At 74.0% G+C, this 13,586-nt stretch carries 13 protein-coding genes and 5 pseudogenes; 12 read left to right on the plus strand and 6 right to left on the minus strand.

Going from position 1 to position 13,586, the window contains the following annotated elements; all coding sequences use genetic code 11:
- The 8 genes from ABD363_RS18235 to ABD363_RS18270 all read left to right on the plus strand — a co-directional run.
- Positions 1–829, plus strand: an 829-nt coding sequence (locus tag ABD363_RS18235; RefSeq protein ID WP_344604770.1) for a cytochrome c oxidase assembly protein, incomplete at its 5' end; no start/stop codon positions are given.
- A gap of 22 nt (positions 830–851) precedes the next feature.
- Entirely contained in the window at positions 852–1,322 is a 471-nt protein-coding gene (locus tag ABD363_RS18240) for an SPW repeat protein (protein WP_344604772.1), read from the plus strand.
- Positions 1,323–1,425: 103 nt separating this feature from the next.
- Positions 1,426–2,268: an MBL fold metallo-hydrolase gene (locus ABD363_RS18245; protein WP_344604774.1), complete on the plus strand. Its 843-nt coding sequence runs from the start codon at positions 1,426–1,428 to the stop codon at positions 2,266–2,268.
- 115 nt (positions 2,269–2,383) lie between these two features.
- Positions 2,384–2,836 carry a DUF4383 domain-containing protein gene (locus tag ABD363_RS18250; RefSeq protein WP_344604776.1) on the plus strand — a complete coding sequence of 151 codons (453 nt, stop codon included), beginning with the start codon at positions 2,384–2,386 and terminating at the stop codon, positions 2,834–2,836.
- Positions 2,837–2,842: 6 nt separating this feature from the next.
- Positions 2,843–3,313: a hypothetical protein gene (locus ABD363_RS18255; protein ID WP_344604778.1), complete on the plus strand. Its 471-nt coding sequence runs from the start codon at positions 2,843–2,845 to the stop codon at positions 3,311–3,313.
- On the plus strand, positions 3,310–4,485 hold the full coding sequence (locus tag ABD363_RS18260) for a zinc-dependent alcohol dehydrogenase (RefSeq protein ID WP_344604780.1): 1,176 nt from the start codon (positions 3,310–3,312) through the stop codon (positions 4,483–4,485). Before ABD363_RS18255 ends, ABD363_RS18260 begins: the two co-directional genes overlap by 4 nt.
- Before the next feature lie 64 nt (positions 4,486–4,549).
- Positions 4,550–5,479 (plus strand): Rieske (2Fe-2S) protein, encoded by a 930-nt coding sequence (locus ABD363_RS18265; RefSeq protein ID WP_344604782.1) that lies wholly within the window; start codon positions 4,550–4,552, stop codon positions 5,477–5,479.
- Positions 5,476–6,009: a hypothetical protein gene (locus ABD363_RS18270; RefSeq protein ID WP_344604784.1), complete on the plus strand. Its 534-nt coding sequence runs from the start codon at positions 5,476–5,478 to the stop codon at positions 6,007–6,009. The genes ABD363_RS18265 and ABD363_RS18270 overlap by 4 nt, the downstream gene beginning before the upstream one ends.
- A 108-nt stretch (positions 6,010–6,117) precedes the next feature.
- Here ABD363_RS18270 and ABD363_RS18275 read toward each other — a convergent pair whose 3' ends face one another.
- Both ABD363_RS18275 and ABD363_RS18280 read right to left on the minus strand, forming a co-directional pair.
- Positions 6,118–6,948, minus strand: coding sequence for a phosphodiesterase (locus ABD363_RS18275; RefSeq protein WP_344604786.1), 831 nt, complete (start codon positions 6,946–6,948; stop codon positions 6,118–6,120).
- 165 nt (positions 6,949–7,113) lie between these two features.
- The gene (locus tag ABD363_RS18280) at positions 7,114–8,217 is read right to left on the minus strand and encodes a carboxylate-amine ligase (RefSeq protein WP_344604788.1); all 1,104 of its coding nucleotides are present in this window, start codon (positions 8,215–8,217) and stop codon (positions 7,114–7,116) included.
- Positions 8,218–8,455: 238 nt separating this feature from the next.
- Here ABD363_RS18280 and ABD363_RS18285 point away from each other — a divergent pair, with 238 nt between their 5' ends.
- From ABD363_RS18285 to ABD363_RS18295, 3 genes and pseudogenes are all read left to right on the plus strand, one after another.
- Positions 8,456–9,055 carry a hemerythrin domain-containing protein gene (locus tag ABD363_RS18285; RefSeq protein ID WP_344604790.1) on the plus strand — a complete coding sequence of 200 codons (600 nt, stop codon included), beginning with the start codon at positions 8,456–8,458 and terminating at the stop codon, positions 9,053–9,055.
- 226 nt (positions 9,056–9,281) lie between these two features.
- Positions 9,282–9,425 (plus strand): annotated as a pseudogene (locus ABD363_RS18290) (IS5/IS1182 family transposase); the annotation flags it as partial.
- A complete protein-coding gene (locus ABD363_RS18295) occupies positions 9,422–9,769 on the plus strand; it encodes a hypothetical protein (RefSeq protein ID WP_344604792.1) in 348 nt (115 codons plus the stop codon). The pseudogene ABD363_RS18290 and the gene ABD363_RS18295, both read left to right, overlap by 4 nt.
- Positions 9,770–10,184: 415 nt before the next feature.
- On the opposite strand, the gene ABD363_RS18300 is transcribed toward ABD363_RS18295, so the two are convergent.
- The 4 genes and pseudogenes from ABD363_RS18300 to ABD363_RS32665 all read right to left on the minus strand — a co-directional run.
- Complete coding sequence (locus tag ABD363_RS18300; RefSeq protein WP_344604794.1) at positions 10,185–10,559, minus strand: peptidase inhibitor family I36 protein; 375 nt, start codon at positions 10,557–10,559, stop codon at positions 10,185–10,187.
- 100 nt (positions 10,560–10,659) lie between these two features.
- Positions 10,660–10,911 (minus strand): annotated as a pseudogene (locus tag ABD363_RS18305) (integrase core domain-containing protein); the annotation flags it as partial.
- 3 nt (positions 10,912–10,914) lie between these two features.
- Positions 10,915–11,106 (minus strand): annotated as a pseudogene (locus ABD363_RS18310) (transposase); the annotation flags it as partial.
- A gap of 76 nt (positions 11,107–11,182) precedes the next feature.
- Positions 11,183–11,512 (minus strand): annotated as a pseudogene (locus ABD363_RS32665) (IS701 family transposase); the annotation flags it as partial.
- 351 nt (positions 11,513–11,863) lie between these two features.
- Between ABD363_RS32665 and ABD363_RS18320 the strand changes: the two are divergent.
- A pseudogene (locus tag ABD363_RS18320) lies at positions 11,864–13,318 on the plus strand (DUF4158 domain-containing protein); the annotation flags it as partial.
- Positions 13,319–13,586 lie beyond the last annotated feature (268 nt).

The following is a 13,586-nucleotide window of genomic DNA, read 5'->3' on the forward strand; positions in this document are numbered from 1 at the left end:
GGCCGGGGGGCCGCCCGCCGCGGTCGCCGCCGACCTGGTGGCCGCCCGCCGCCTGCGCCGCCGCGGGGACGCCTGGCCCCGCGCGCGCGACGCGTCCTTCGCCGCCGGCGGCCTCGCGGTGGCCTGGGCGGTGCTGGGCGAACCGCCGGGCGGGCCGTTCACCGCGCACACGGCCCGGCACCTGGCCGCCGGCATGGCGGCCCCGCTGCTCCTCGTGCTCGCCCGCCCCCTCACCCTGGCCCTGCGGAGCCTGCCGCCCGGCCGGCCGCGCCGCGCCCTGCTCGCGGCGGCGCACACCCGGTACGCCGCCGTCCTGCTGTTCCCGCCGGTGGCGGCGCTGGTGGACGCCGGCGGCCTGTGGCTGCTGTACCGCACCGGACTCCTCGCCGCCACCCACCACCGGCCCCTGCTGCACGCGGCCGTGCACCTGCACGTGTTCGCGGCCGGCCTGCTGTTCGCCTTCGCCGTCTGCCGGCTCGACCCGGTGCGCCGCCGCAGCGGCACCGCCGTGCGCGGCGCCGCCCTGCTGGCCGCCGGCGCCGCGCACGCCGTGCTCGCCAAGAGCCTGTACGCGGCGCCCCCGCCCGGCACCGCCTTCACCGCGACCGACCTGCACACCGGCGCCCGGCTGATGTACTACGGCGGCGACCTGGCCGAGACCGCCCTCGCCGTCACGCTGGCCGTCCAGTGGTACGCCGCCACCGGCCGCGCCCACGCCCGCCGTCGGCGCCGGGCGGCCGCTCCGGTCGCCCGCGGGCCCCGACAGCGGCAGGCTGGGATTGCGGCCGTCCGGTGGGTACCCGGCCCCCACCGGGAAGCCGGACCATGACTCCCGGACGCAGGAGGCGATCATGACCGAACGCACACACACCACCATGGAGTCGCATCCGGACATCGTGGAGATGCGGGAGCGCCACGCCCGGGCCGAGCGGGCGGTGTCGAGCCAGCGGGGGCAGGCCGTCGAGACGCTGGCCCTGCTCACCGGCCTCTACCTGGCCGCGTCGCCCTGGATCGCCGGCTTCAACGGCTTCACCACCCTGGCCGTGAACAACCTGATCACCGGCATCGCCTACACGCTGCTGCTGAGCGGCTTCGGCCACGCCTACGAGCGCACCCACTCCCGGGCGTGGGCGGCCGCTCTGCTGGGCCTGTGGACCATCATCTCGCCCTGGGTGGTGGCGGGAAACGTGGACACAGCCCGCACGGAGATCAACAACATCATCGTCGGCGCCGTCGCCCTGCTGCTCGCGCTCGCAGCCGCCGCGGCGGTCCGCGCCGCCCACCGGAGCGGCCGCGGCCACTCCGGCCCGGCGGTCCGCTGACCCGGCGCCCGCGGGCGGTCCACGCCCCGGCGGTGACGGCGGCCGCGCCCCCCGCGGCCGCCGCCACCGCCCGACGACCCACCGACAGCGGAGGTGCCGGCCCATGGCCGCTGTTCTCCCGGACGACGCCGTGGAGATCTCTTTCATCGGCAACGCGACGACGCTCATCCGCTACGGCGAGCTGACGCTGCTGACGGACCCGAACTTCCTGCACCGCGGCGACCACGCGTACCTCGGCCACGGCCTGTTCGCCCGCCGCCTGACCGAACCGGCCCTCGACGTCCGCGACTTGCCCGGCGACCTGGACGCGGTCGTCCTGTCCCATCTGCACGGCGACCACTGGGACCGGGTCGCCCGGCGGCACCTGGACCGGTCCCTGCCCGTCCTGACCACCCCGCACGCCGCGCGCCGGCTGCGGGTGCGCGACGGTTTCCGCCGGGCGGGCGGCCTGCCGACCTGGCACAGCCACACCCTCGTCCGGGGCGCCGGCCAGGTCAGGGTGACCGCCCTGCCGGGACGGCACGCGCTCGGCCCGCTGCGCCGGCTGCTGCCGCCCGTCATGGGCAGCCTCCTGGAGTTCGGTCCGGTCCGCGGCCCCGTCCGGCTGCGGCTGTACGTCTCCGGCGACACCCTGCTGTTCGACGGGCTCGACGAGATCGCCCGCCGGTACCCGGACATCACCCTGGCGGTGCTGCACCTCGGCGGCACCACGCTGCCCGGCGGCTGGATGGTGACCATGGACGGCGCGCAGGGCGCCGAACTGGTGGACCGTCTGCGCCCGCGCCTGACGCTCCCGGTCCACTACGACGACTACTCGGTGTTCCGCTCGCCCCTGTCCGCGTTCCTGACCGAGGCGCAGCGGCGCGGCTGGGCCCGCACGGTCGTGCGCTGCGAGCGCGGCCGGCGGGCCCGGGTGACCGCCGGAGCCGAGGTCCACGTCGGGTGAGCCCCGCCCGGCGGGACGGGGGCGGCCGGGCGGGGAGGTAGCGCGGCGGCGTTCCGGGTACTCGCCGCGCACCGGCGCTCACGCGGAAGCGCCCCGAACGACAAGGCCGATCGCCATGACCACGCACGCGACGAGAAGTGCCCGCAGTCCGGTCCAGCAGGCGGCACTGCTGGTCGGAGCAGTCTTCCTGCTGGTGGGAATCCTCGGCTTCATCCCGGGGATCACCACCGACTACGACACGATGAAGTTCGCCTCGCACGACTCCGACGCCAAGCTGCTGGGCGTCTTCCAGGTGTCCATCCTGCACAACCTGGTCCACCTGGCGTTCGGCGTCGCCGGTCTCGCGATGGCCCGGGCCGCCGCCACCGCCCGTACGTACCTGCTGGCGGGAGGCGCCGTCTACCTGGTGCTGTGGCTGTACGGCCTGATCGTCGGCCACGACAGCGCCGCCAACTTCGTACCGCTGAACACGGCCGACGACTGGCTGCACTTCGTCCTCGGCATCGGCATGATCGCCCTGGGCGCGCTGCTGGGCCGCCGGTCCGCTCCTGGCTACCCGAGGGTCTGACCGCCGATGACTTCAGGGAAAACGCTGCTGGCCGCGGCCGCCGGGCTCGCCGCCGGGGCCGTCGTCGTCACGCGCCGCCGGCAGGCGGCCCCGACGGCCCCGTCCGCCTTCGACCGGTGGCTGACGGTGACCGTCAACTGCGCACCGGCCGACCTCCAGCCCGGGAAACTGCCGGCGCCGCTCCAGGAGTACGGCGACCGGATCGAGACCCGGATCCGCCCGGCGCCCGGGGACCGCGGGACGGAACTGGCGGTGCGGCTGAAGGAGAACCCGCCCGAGGCCGCGTCCTCCCTGCCCGCACGGCTCGCCGGCGCGGACCCGCGCCAGGACCTGCGCCGCGCCCTGCGCGAGGCCAAGGCGCTGCTGGAGACGGGCGAGGTCATGCTGCCCGACACGCCGCCGACGACGCACGACACCCCCGGCGGGAGGCTCGTCGGCCTGCTGAGCCGCCGCGCGAGCGGGGAGGGAGTGCTGTGAAGGCCCTGTGCTGGGAAGGCGTCAACAAGCTCGCCGTGGAGGACGTGCCCGATCCCGTCCTGCGCAACGACCAGGACATGATCGTCCGGCTGATCGCGGGCACCACCTGCGGCTCCGACCTCCATCTCATCGGCGGCTACATCCCGTTCATGCGGTCCGGGGACGTCATCGGCCACGAGTTCCTCGGCGAGGTCGTCGAGGTCGGCGCCGGGGTGCGCCGGCACAAGGTGGGCGACCGGGTGGTGGTGTCCTCGTTCGTCGGGTGCGGGCGCTGCTGGTACTGCACCCACGACCTGTGGTCCCTGTGCGACAACACCAACACCAACCCCGGTGTCGGGCAGGCCCTGTTCGGCGCCGACACCGGCGGCATCTTCGGCTACTCGCACGCCATGGGCGGCCTGCGCGGCAGTCACGCCGAGTACGTGCGCGTGCCGTTCGCCGACTACGGCGCCTTCCCCGTCCCGGAGGGCGTCGACGACACCAGCGCCCTGTTCGTGTCCGACTCGGTGCCGACCGGCTGGATGGGCGCCGACCTGGGAGGCGTCAAGCCCGGCGACGTGGTCGCCGTGTGGGGCTGCGGGGCCGTCGGCCAGATGGCGGCGCGCGCCGCGATCCTGCTCGGCGCGGAACGCGTCATCTCCATCGACCGGCTCCCCGAACGGCTGGAGATGACCGAGCGGCACATCGGCAGCGAGGTCATCGACTACACGGCCACCGACGTCGGCGCCGAACTGCGCGAACGCACCGGCGGCCGGGGGCCGGACGTGTGCATCGAGGCGGTCGGCATGGAGGCGCACAGCGACAGCCCCGTCCACCTCTACGACCAGGTCAAGCAGCAGCTGCGGCTGCAGAGCGACCGCCCCACCGCCGTCCGGCAGGCCATCCACGCCTGCCGCAAGGGCGGCACGGTCTTCGTCCTGGGCGTCTTCGGCGGCTTCGTCGACAAGTTCCCCCTGGGCGCGGTGGTCAACAAGGGCCTCACAGTCCGGGGCGCCCAGCAGCACGGCCAGCGCTACATCCCGATGCTGCTGGACCGGCTGGCGGCCGGGGAGATCAGCACGTCCCACCTGGCGACCCACACCGTGTCCCTGGACGAGGCGCCGCGGGCGTACGAGATGTTCAAGGACAAGACGGACGGCTGCGTCCGCGCGGTCATCCGGCCGGGCGGCTGAGCCGGCGCGGCCCGCCGCCCCCGGCGGGCCGTTTGCCGTGCGCGCCGGTGGAAACCCGGCGCGCATGAGCGCGAAGCCCCGCCGCCGAACGCGGCAGAACCGGACTCTGTGGCTGCTGGACCGCCTGGAACGCGACACCCGGGCCGACGCGGTGATCGACGTGCTGCGCAAGGGCGTGTGGGCCCTGCCGCTGGGACGCGGCCGGGACCTGCTGCACGGCCGATGGCTGGGACACCCGGTCCATCCGCTGATGGTGCAGGTGCCCATCGGCAGCTGGATGTCCGCGGCCGTCCTGGACCTGCGTCCGGGCCGCTCCCGCGAGGCCGACCTGCTGATCGGCCTCGGCCTCGCCGCCGCGGCCCCCGCGGCGCTCGCGGGCGCCGCCGACTGGGCGGAACTGCACCAGGAGCAGCAGCGCGTCGGATTCGTGCACGCCCTCGCCAACACGGTCGCCGTCGGCCTGTACGGGGCCTCGCTCGTCTGCCGCGTCAAGGGCCGCACCGGGCCGGGCCGCGCGTTCGGCTTCCTGGGCCTGACGGCGGTCGGCATCGGCGGCATGCTGGGCGGCCACCTGGCCTACCGGCAGGCGTCCGGCGCCAACCACGCCGAGGAGGTCCCGCACGTCGTCACCGAGGGCTGGCACCGCGTCGGCGGCGTGGACGAGTTCCCGGCCGGGCAGCCCGTGCGGCGCAGCGTGGACGACGTGCCGGTGCTCGTGGTGCGCGAGACCGGCGGGCAGATCCACGCGCTGGCCGAGCGGTGCAGCCACCTCGCGGGCCCGCTGTCGGAGGGCACGGTCGCCGACGGATGCGTCACCTGCCCCTGGCACGGCAGCGTCTTCCGCCTCTCGGACGGCTGGAACGTGCGCGGCCCCGCCATCGCCCCCCAGCCCGCCTTCGACACCCGCGTCGTCGACGGCCACGTCGAGGTGCGCCTGCGCGGGCCGGACCGGGAGGCGGACCGGCAGCCGGCCGGGACGGGAGCGGAGCAATGATCAAGCGTGCGCTGTGGCAGGGCCTGCTCGCCGGCGCCGCCGGAGGCGTCGTGATGACCCTCGGCGAGAAGGTCGAGCAGGCCCTCACGGGCCGGCCCGACTCCCATGTGCCCGCGCGGGTCCTCCAGCGCCTGACCGGCCTGCCCGAACACCCCGGCAAGCAGCCGCTGCCGGTCAACTGGGCCATGCACTACGGCCAGGCCGCCCTCCTCGGCGTGGTGCGCTCGGTCATGGCCCAGGCCGGGCTGCGCGGACCGTTCGCCTCCGCCAAGTTCGCCGTCGTCCGCCTCACCAACGACCAGATCCTCGAGAACGCCACCGGCGTCGGCGCCCCGCCTCCCACCTGGCCGCGCCGGGAACTCGTCGTGGACGTCCTGCACAAGACCGTCTACGCCTTCGTCACCGGCCTGGTCGCCGACGCCCTCGCCGCCCGCGGCGGCCCCGGCCCCGGCGAGCGGCACGCGGCGCTGCGTCCCGGCCGCCGCGCCGGAGTCGGACCGCTGCCCCGCGAGGACGCCCACGGCCGGTGAGGACGGCTGAAGGCGCCTGGTGAAGGCGCCCGGAGACGCCCGGTGGTGGCGCTCGGGGACACCTGGCGCAGGCGCTCGGAGACCCCGGCCGCAGGCGGCCGGGGACGCCTACGGCCGGCGGGCCCGGCCGCCCTTGCGGCCCGCCCGCGAGCCCCGGTAGGCGGCGCGGCGGGTCGCGGCCAGGGCGCGGCCCGGGGCGAAGCCGGGGACGCTGTGCTCGTAGATGTCGAAGTCCAGGCTCTCCCGCTGCGGCACCGGCAGGGGAGCGCCCACCGTGAGCACGGCGAACACCCGCCAGGTCCGGCCGTCGGCCGTGCGCCGGGGCCGGCCCGCGGTGCCGGCGGCCTCCGCGGTGCCGGCGGCCTCCGCGGTCTCGGCGCACAGGTCGAGGACGAGCGGCCCGGCCGCCAGGGCGTCGGCCAGGTCCGCCGGGTCGCCGTGCACCGGGCCCGGCCGGGTGCGGCGGGGGAAGGCGGCCAGCAGGCCGCGCCGTCCGCCGATCCGGTAGGAGAGCATGCTGGAGTACGGGCCGGCCAGCGCGTCGGCGCGCGGCAGCGGCAGGTGCCGGGTGATCCGGCCCTGGCCGCTGCTGGTGAGGAGCAGGTCGAGGGCGCGGTCCGGTCCGTCGGCCTGTGCCACGCGCACGGCCAGCCCCAGCCCGTCGGGCCAGCGCCGGGGCAGGCCGGCCGCCCGGGAGAGGCGGACCGTGGCGGCGTACCGCCCGGGAGCGTCCAGCCAGGGCACCCCCCAGGATCCGCGCCCGTCGGCGACGACCTCCAGCTCGGCCGAGCACGTCAGTCCTACGGGATGCAGCGCCGGGGCCCGGCGCAGCCGGGCCAGCAGCCGGAAGGCCGCTTCGACGGCGCCGGCCGGCCAGGCGCGCGCCGGCTGCGGCGTCACCCCGCTGCCGGACGGCGCGGTGCGGCTCCTGTCACTCATCGGCGGCCTCCAGGCGGGTGTCGTGCCGGGCGCCGCGCGCGACCGTGTTCGCGGGCTCCCGGACTCCGGTGCTGCTCACAGGGCTTCCCTCCGTAGGGTCGGCCGGGTACCCCGGGCCGGGTGCGCCTATCCGGCGAGCGCCGCCGGCCCGCGCGCGGGGGCGTGCTAGACGGCGAGGTCGCTGGTGCTCTCGGCGCCGATCAGGCCGGTGACCGCCCGCAGACCGCCGCGGGCCAGGGCGGCGCGCTGCCGGTCCGCGCCGGTCCCGTGCTGCAGCAGCCGGTGGACCAGGGCCGTCACCTGCCGGGTGTCGCCGGACGCCTCCAACGCGGGAGCGACGTACCGCAGGAGCTCGTACAGCACGTCGCCGGCCCGGCGGACCCGGCCGTCCGGATCGATCAGGGTGTCGCTCAGCCCGTGGCGGGCGGCGTGCCACATGGCGGCCTGCAGCAGCTCCGGGGCGGGGCGGGGCTCGGGCGCGTCCGCGGCCGCCTCCGCGAGGAGGGTCTCCACCAGGGCCCGGACGATCCCCGCGAGCATGACCGCGTCGTCCGCGCGCAGCTGGACGTCGAAGCAGCGCACCTCGATGGTGGGGTAGCGGGCCGAGAGGCGGGCCTGCCAGTACAGCTGGCCGGTGTCCGAGATCAGGCCGCACTCCAGCAGGTGCTGCACGCGCCGGTCGTAGTCGGCCGCGTCCGCGAAGTGCGGGGGCAGCCCGCTGACCGGCCAGCGGCCGAAGATCATGGTGCGCCAGCTGGCGAAGCCGGTGTCGTGGCCGTCCCACAGCGGGGAGTTCGCCGACATGGCCGTCAGCGTCGGCAGCCAGGCCCGGATCCGGTTCAGCACCCGCACGCCCGCCTCCCGGCCGGGCACGGCCACGTGCACGTGCATGCCGTTGACCAGCTGCTCCGCCACCAGCTGGGGCGCCTGCACGACCATGGCCCGGTACCGGGCCTGGTCGGTGACGGCCACGGGACGGCCGTGGCGCAGCGGCGGCGTGCCGCAGGCGGATATCCGGCAGCCGTACGCCTCGGCGGCCGCCCCGACGGCGTGCCGCAGCCGCAGCAGATGCCCCCCGACCTCCTCCAGCGTGCCGCACACCTGGGTGGCCACCTCCACCTGTGCCTGCAGCAGCTCGGGCTGCACCTCCTGGTCGGCCACCAGACGCCCCAGGCCCGCCGCGGCACGCACCTTGTCCGCCTGGGGCACCGGCAGGCCCGTGACCGGGTCGACCAGCAGGTACTCCTCTTCCACGCCGATCGTCGTCATCGATCGCCCTCTGTCCGGCACGCGTCACACGGCGACGGCCCCGGAAGGGTGCCCGTACGCGCAGTGACCCGAGCGTCTCGGTCCTTGCACGGCAAACCGGCACATGGTGCGCGCCCGCGGAACGCCGGACGCGCTATTCGTACGGTACGCCGCACCGCGCCGGGGTACCCACCCCGCGTTCCGGCGGCCGCCGGCGCCCGGGGCCGGTCTCGTCGCCGGTGTGCGAGAGGAGCCAGTCATGACCAGGAGCATCGCCGAACAGACCGTCGAGGAGCTCGGCGGCCCGGACAGCGTCCTGGCGCGGCAACGCCGCGACCACGTCGAGATGGACCGGCTGATGGACCGCTACCGGGCCCTGGAGGACGGCGAGGAGCGGGAGCGGGTGCTGAAGGAGACCGTGCAGCTGGTCTTCAGCCACGCCTTCGCGGAGGAGACCGTGCTGTGGCCGGCCGTGCGGCGCTCCGTCCCGGACGGGGAGGAGCTGACCTCCCGGGTGGAGGAGGAGCACCAGCAGATCAACGACCTCGTCGCCGGCATCGAACGCCTCGCTCCCGGCGAACCGGAGCGCGAGGAGAAGGTGCGGCGCGCCTTCGCCCTCGTCCAGGAGGACATCAGGGACGAGGAGGACCTGCTCCTGCCCCGGCTGCAGGAGGCCGTGGACACCGCGCAGCTGCGCCGCCTCGGCGCGGCCTGGGAGACGGTGCGCCGCACCGCCCCCACCCACCCCCACCCCGTCGTGCCCCGCCGCCCGCCCGGCAACGCCCTCCTGGGCGTGCCGCTGAGCCTGTACGACCGGATACGCGACGCCCTCGGACGCAGGGGCTCCAAAGCGGCCTAGGGTCCGTCTTCAAGGATCACCCGGTCGTGGATCGTGGCGGGGTGGTACGCCGTCATGAACTCACCGGCGAGGAGTGGGAGTTGCTCGCTCCGTCGATACCGCGGGCCGCGACGGGCCGGCCACGCCGCCGACCCGACCGGGTCGTCCCGAGAAGGCCGACCAGCGGCGGCACCGTCTGCGGCGCGGAAGCCGCGGCGGTCGACCGCCGGGGTTCGGCCGGGAGACCCACCGCCGACGCCACCTCGTCGAGCGCTGCTTCAACCGGCTCAAGGGCTTCCGCGCCATTGCGACCGGATACGAAAAGACCGCCACCTCATACGAGGCAGCGGTCGGTCCCGCGTCGCTCCTGCTCCGGGCAAGATCCGTTTGAAGACGGACCCTGGCACCCAGCGCCTTCTGGAACTGTCCGCGGCCGCACCAGCCGCCGACGGCGAGGACCTCCTGGACCTGCTGCGCGAAGGCGACGTCCTCCACCACCAGGGCCTGCGGGAGACGCACCAGGCCACTGCGGCCCGCCTGCAGGAACTGTCCACCACCGACCTCGCGGCCGCAGCCGATGCAGCCGAAGTCCCCTACGACGCCACACGGGACCATGAGGGGATGGTGCTGCTCCTCGCCCTGGCCGAGTGGGACATGACCCCCGCGGCACTCGCCTGCTCCGCCATGGTGGAAGACGCCGCCCGCCGAGGGATCAGCCTCCTCCCCGAGGAGTAATGGCTCGTCCACGACCTCGCCCCGGGTCAAACGACGGGCATACGGTCCTTTGGCATCCGCCCGTGCCCACGCCGTCCAAGGTGGGGCTTTTCGGGATCGAGATCCTGACCGCCTCGGGAAGTCGATCAGGCTGTGCTCCACTGCCCTCACCGTGCGATGTCTGTCGACGCTCACGTGATCCCCCACTTCCGACGGCCCGAGCGTCACGTATCCGGTTCGCCGGGGTCGTCGACGGGAGTGGGTCCGGTGCCTAGCGGCCGGCGGTCGGTCCTCTACCCCGGCCGGGCGGTCCTCGGTCCGGTCCGGCCCAAGGTGCACGCGTGAACTCGCATGCGAGGCAGGCAAGCCTCGCCTCCCGGCGGTCCTGGCGGGGCGGGCGGGGCGGGCGGTTGAGGGGTCCGGTCAGCCAATCGGCTCAGCCCCCGCAGCCACCGTACTCGAGGGAGCTCACTGCGTTGTCGAAGAGGAACAGAAGTTCCTGCTTCTCACCCGGCATGATGGTGTAGTGGTAGCCGCGGTAGTCGGCATCGGTGTAGATGCAGACAGGCCCCACGGCACGGTTCCACACCGAGCCGGCTCGGTCGTTCCACGCCCAGCCGAGGTTGGGGATGTCCACCCGATACTGGAGCTGCAGGTTGCTCCCGGTGAGGTTGTGGCCGTCATAGAGGCAGATCTGGCCTTCTTCGCAGCGGGTCACGGGTTCATCAGCCGATGCGGTTCCCGGAGCCGCCAGTACGGCGGTGGAGGCGAGGACTGCTCCTACTGCCGAGGTCTTGAATGTCAGCTTCATGACTGCCCTTTCCCATTGCTGCGCGTTGGTATCTGTGGAAGCGCGGCCATGGTCCCGCCTCCTGCTGCCCGGGGCTTGACCCGAAATCGTGAACACCGGTTCATGCGGCGGCAGTCAGCGTAACTGATCGTTGTTCGAGGGAATTTGGGCTGATCCGGCCGATGCTGGAGTGCCTCCTCCCGGTGTTGTGGCGGGTGGCCCATCGGAAGGGGCCGCTCGGGCGTCGGGCCGGCGCTTCCTTCCCTGAAGCGTTTCGCGTTTCATGGTTGCGTTGAACGACTCGGCGGCGGCGTTGTCCGCCCTCGTGTCCACCGCGCCGCGCGAATCTGACCAGGCCGAGGTCGGTGCAGACCGTCTGCCACGGTCCGTAGCGTTCGGGCAGGTCACGCCAGGAGATCCCGGTGCGGGTCTTGTGGACCATCCCGTCGATGACCTGCCGGTCCGACACCCGCGGCCGGCCCGTCGCGGCCCGCGGTATCAGCGGAGCGAGCAACTCCCACTCCTGGTCGGTGAGTTCATGACGGCGTACCACCCCGCCGTGATCCACGACCGGGTGATCCTTGAAGACGGATCCCAGTACTCCAGTCCGGTTTCGCGATCTGTTCAGCGGGCTCGTCGGCGGCTCGTCGCCGGTAGTGGCTGTGCCGGGCTGTTGCCCGGTGGCGTCTGCGCCGGGTGGACCGGTGCAGACGCCTGGCCGCTGACTGAGCCGGAGGGCTGAAGGAGGCGGCGAACAGGTGCCGTGTCTCCGGGACGGTCAACGGGATCGGAGCGAGGCTGCGGGCGGGAGGGTGTGGTCCGGCCCGCCGGTCCGATGCCGTGCCGGCGGCGACGGCGGTCGGGAAGGCCAGGGCGAGCATGGCGAGCGTGATGTGCCGGTGCCATGAGGTCCGGTGTCCGACCTGGTAGTGATCGAGTCCGGCCTGGCCCTCGGCGACCTGGAAGCACTCCTCACCGGCCCGCGATCCGGGCCATGACCTGGTCGGCCATCACCCGCCGGCGGGCAGGGTCCACGCCATGGCCCGCGGCCACCGCACGGTCTTCGTTCGTCCACGCACCAACCGGTGATCACGCGGTGGCCGTACTCGTTCCCAGCCGGGTCCGCGACAGGATCGCGAAACCGGACTGGAGTGTCAGCCCTTATGGCGAGCGGCCCCGCACCCGTCCCGGTCACGGGTCCGAATAGTCGCGGTACAGGATGCAGCGCTGAGATTGATCATGGTCGCTACCACAGTGGCCAGCCCGGGTGGGGGGCTTCCGGGAAAGATCGTTGAGCGGGTGCGGGGGCTGCATACGGTCCGGCTGTGCCGGTGGAATTTCTGACTGATGAGCAAGCCGCTACCTACGGGACGTTCGGTGAGATGCCCACGCGCCCGGAGCTGGAGCGGTTCTTCTTCCTGGACGACGACCGCGACCTGATCGCGCTGCGGCGGTCGGACGGGCATCGTCTGGGGATGGCGTTGCAGATCTGCACCGTCCGCTACATCGGCACGTTCCTGGGCGACGATCCCCTCGCGGTGCCGTGGGAGGTCGTGGACTACCTGGCCGGGCAGCTCGGCATCAAGGACGCGTCGTGTGTGAAGTCGTACGCGGAGCGGCGGATGACGCCGTACAACCACGCGCAGGAGATCCGGGAGCGGTTCGGGTACCACGACTACGGCGATCGGAAGTGGTTGCGGGAGTTCCGGACGTTCCTGTATGGGCGGGCGTGGACGCACGCCGAGGGGCCGGTGGCGCTGTTCAACCACGCGGTGACGTGGCTGCGCCGGCACCGGGTGCTGCTGCCGGGTGTGTCGGTGCTGGCCCGGCAGGTGTCGGAGGCCCGCACGGTGGCGGAGCGGCGGCTGTACGAGTCGGTGGCCAGGGCCACGCACAAGGCGGACCGGACGCTGGCGCCGGCGCTGGTGGGGCTGCTGGAGCGTCCGGAGGGCAAGCGGGTCTCGGAGCTGGAGCGGCTGCGTACCCCGCCGACGAAGTCGACGGGGACGGCGATGGTCCGCGCGATGGAGCGGGTGGAGGAGATCTCGGCGTTCGCGCTGGGCCGGGTGAACCTGTCCAGGGTGCCGGTGAAGCGGCTGAACACGCTGGCCAGGTACGGGCAGCTGAGCAAGGCGCAGACGATTGAGCGGGCGCCGGAGCCGCGCCGGACGGCCCTGCTGACGGCGGTGGTGCGTCAGCTGGAGGCGCAGGCGGTCGACGACGCGCTGGACCTGTTCGCGGTGCTGATGGCGAACCGGCTGATCAGCCCGGCGCGCAAGGCGTCGGAGAGGGAGCGCCTGGCGATGCTGCCGCAACTGGAGAAGGCGGCCCGCATCCTGGCGAAGGCGTCGAAGATCCTCACTCAGGAGCTGGACCTGGTCGCCGAGCACGACGCGGACCTGGACGTGGCCGCGCTGTGGGCGGCGGTCGAGGAGGCGGTGCCGCGTACGGCCGTGGCCGTCGCGGTCGCGACCGTCGAGGCCCTGGTGCCCGAGGACGACGGCGCGGCCGAGGCAGCGATGCGCGAGAAGCTGGCCCTGCGCTACAACACCGTGCGCCCGTTCCTGGCGCTGCTGGGCGAGTCGGACGCGCTGAGCGCGGCCCAGGGCGGCAAGCGCATCTTGAAGGCGGTGCGGCGGCTGCCGGCGCTGTCGCGGCGGCGGGTCAAGGAGCGGCCGCCGCTGCCCCGCGAGGTCGACGCCGAGCTGGTGCCCGCGATGTGGCGGCGGGCGGTGTTCTCCAACGCCAAGCTGCCGCAGGGCGCGGTCGACCGGGACGCGACGGGGACGAGGACTGATCCGCGCGTACCGGCCGCGCTGCGCCCGAGGGCCGGGTCAGGCCGTGCAGCGGCGCCACGGCTTGTCGTACTGTGCGACATCCCGTGAGTTCTCCTGAGCGGCGAACAGCTGCCGTTCCTCAGCATCGAGTTCGTGGACAGGCGTACCCGCAGGTGCCGGTGCCGGCTGGAACCTCGCGTGCCCTTCTCGATGTCCTGGTGCATATGAACGATGCACTTCGTAACGTGGTGCCGGTCGGGGTTGTTGCCGT

It is taken from the genome of Streptomyces glaucus (assembly GCF_039533365.1).
Classification (GTDB): Bacteria; Actinomycetota; Actinomycetes; order Streptomycetales; family Streptomycetaceae; genus Streptomyces; species Streptomyces glaucus.

What these genes read in the sequence shown, in the direction of transcription:
- ABD363_RS18240 (WP_344604772.1), top strand. Translation starts at nt 852, where the DNA reads ATGACCGAACGCACACACACCACCATGGAGTCGCATCCGGACATCGTG.
- ABD363_RS18245 (WP_344604774.1), top strand. Translation starts at nt 1,426, where the DNA reads ATGGCCGCTGTTCTCCCGGACGACGCCGTGGAGATCTCTTTCATCGGC.
- ABD363_RS18250 (WP_344604776.1), top strand. Translation starts at nt 2,384, where the DNA reads ATGACCACGCACGCGACGAGAAGTGCCCGCAGTCCGGTCCAGCAGGCG.
- ABD363_RS18255 (WP_344604778.1), top strand. Translation starts at nt 2,843, where the DNA reads ATGACTTCAGGGAAAACGCTGCTGGCCGCGGCCGCCGGGCTCGCCGCC.
- ABD363_RS18265 (WP_344604782.1), top strand. Translation starts at nt 4,550, where the DNA reads ATGAGCGCGAAGCCCCGCCGCCGAACGCGGCAGAACCGGACTCTGTGG.
- ABD363_RS18270 (WP_344604784.1), top strand. Translation starts at nt 5,476, where the DNA reads ATGATCAAGCGTGCGCTGTGGCAGGGCCTGCTCGCCGGCGCCGCCGGA.
- ABD363_RS18275 (WP_344604786.1), bottom strand. Translation starts at nt 6,948, where the DNA reads ATGAGTGACAGGAGCCGCACCGCGCCGTCCGGCAGCGGGGTGACGCCG.
- ABD363_RS18280 (WP_344604788.1), bottom strand. Translation starts at nt 8,217, where the DNA reads ATGACGACGATCGGCGTGGAAGAGGAGTACCTGCTGGTCGACCCGGTC.
- ABD363_RS18285 (WP_344604790.1), top strand. Translation starts at nt 8,456, where the DNA reads ATGACCAGGAGCATCGCCGAACAGACCGTCGAGGAGCTCGGCGGCCCG.
- ABD363_RS18300 (WP_344604794.1), bottom strand. Translation starts at nt 10,559, where the DNA reads ATGAAGCTGACATTCAAGACCTCGGCAGTAGGAGCAGTCCTCGCCTCC.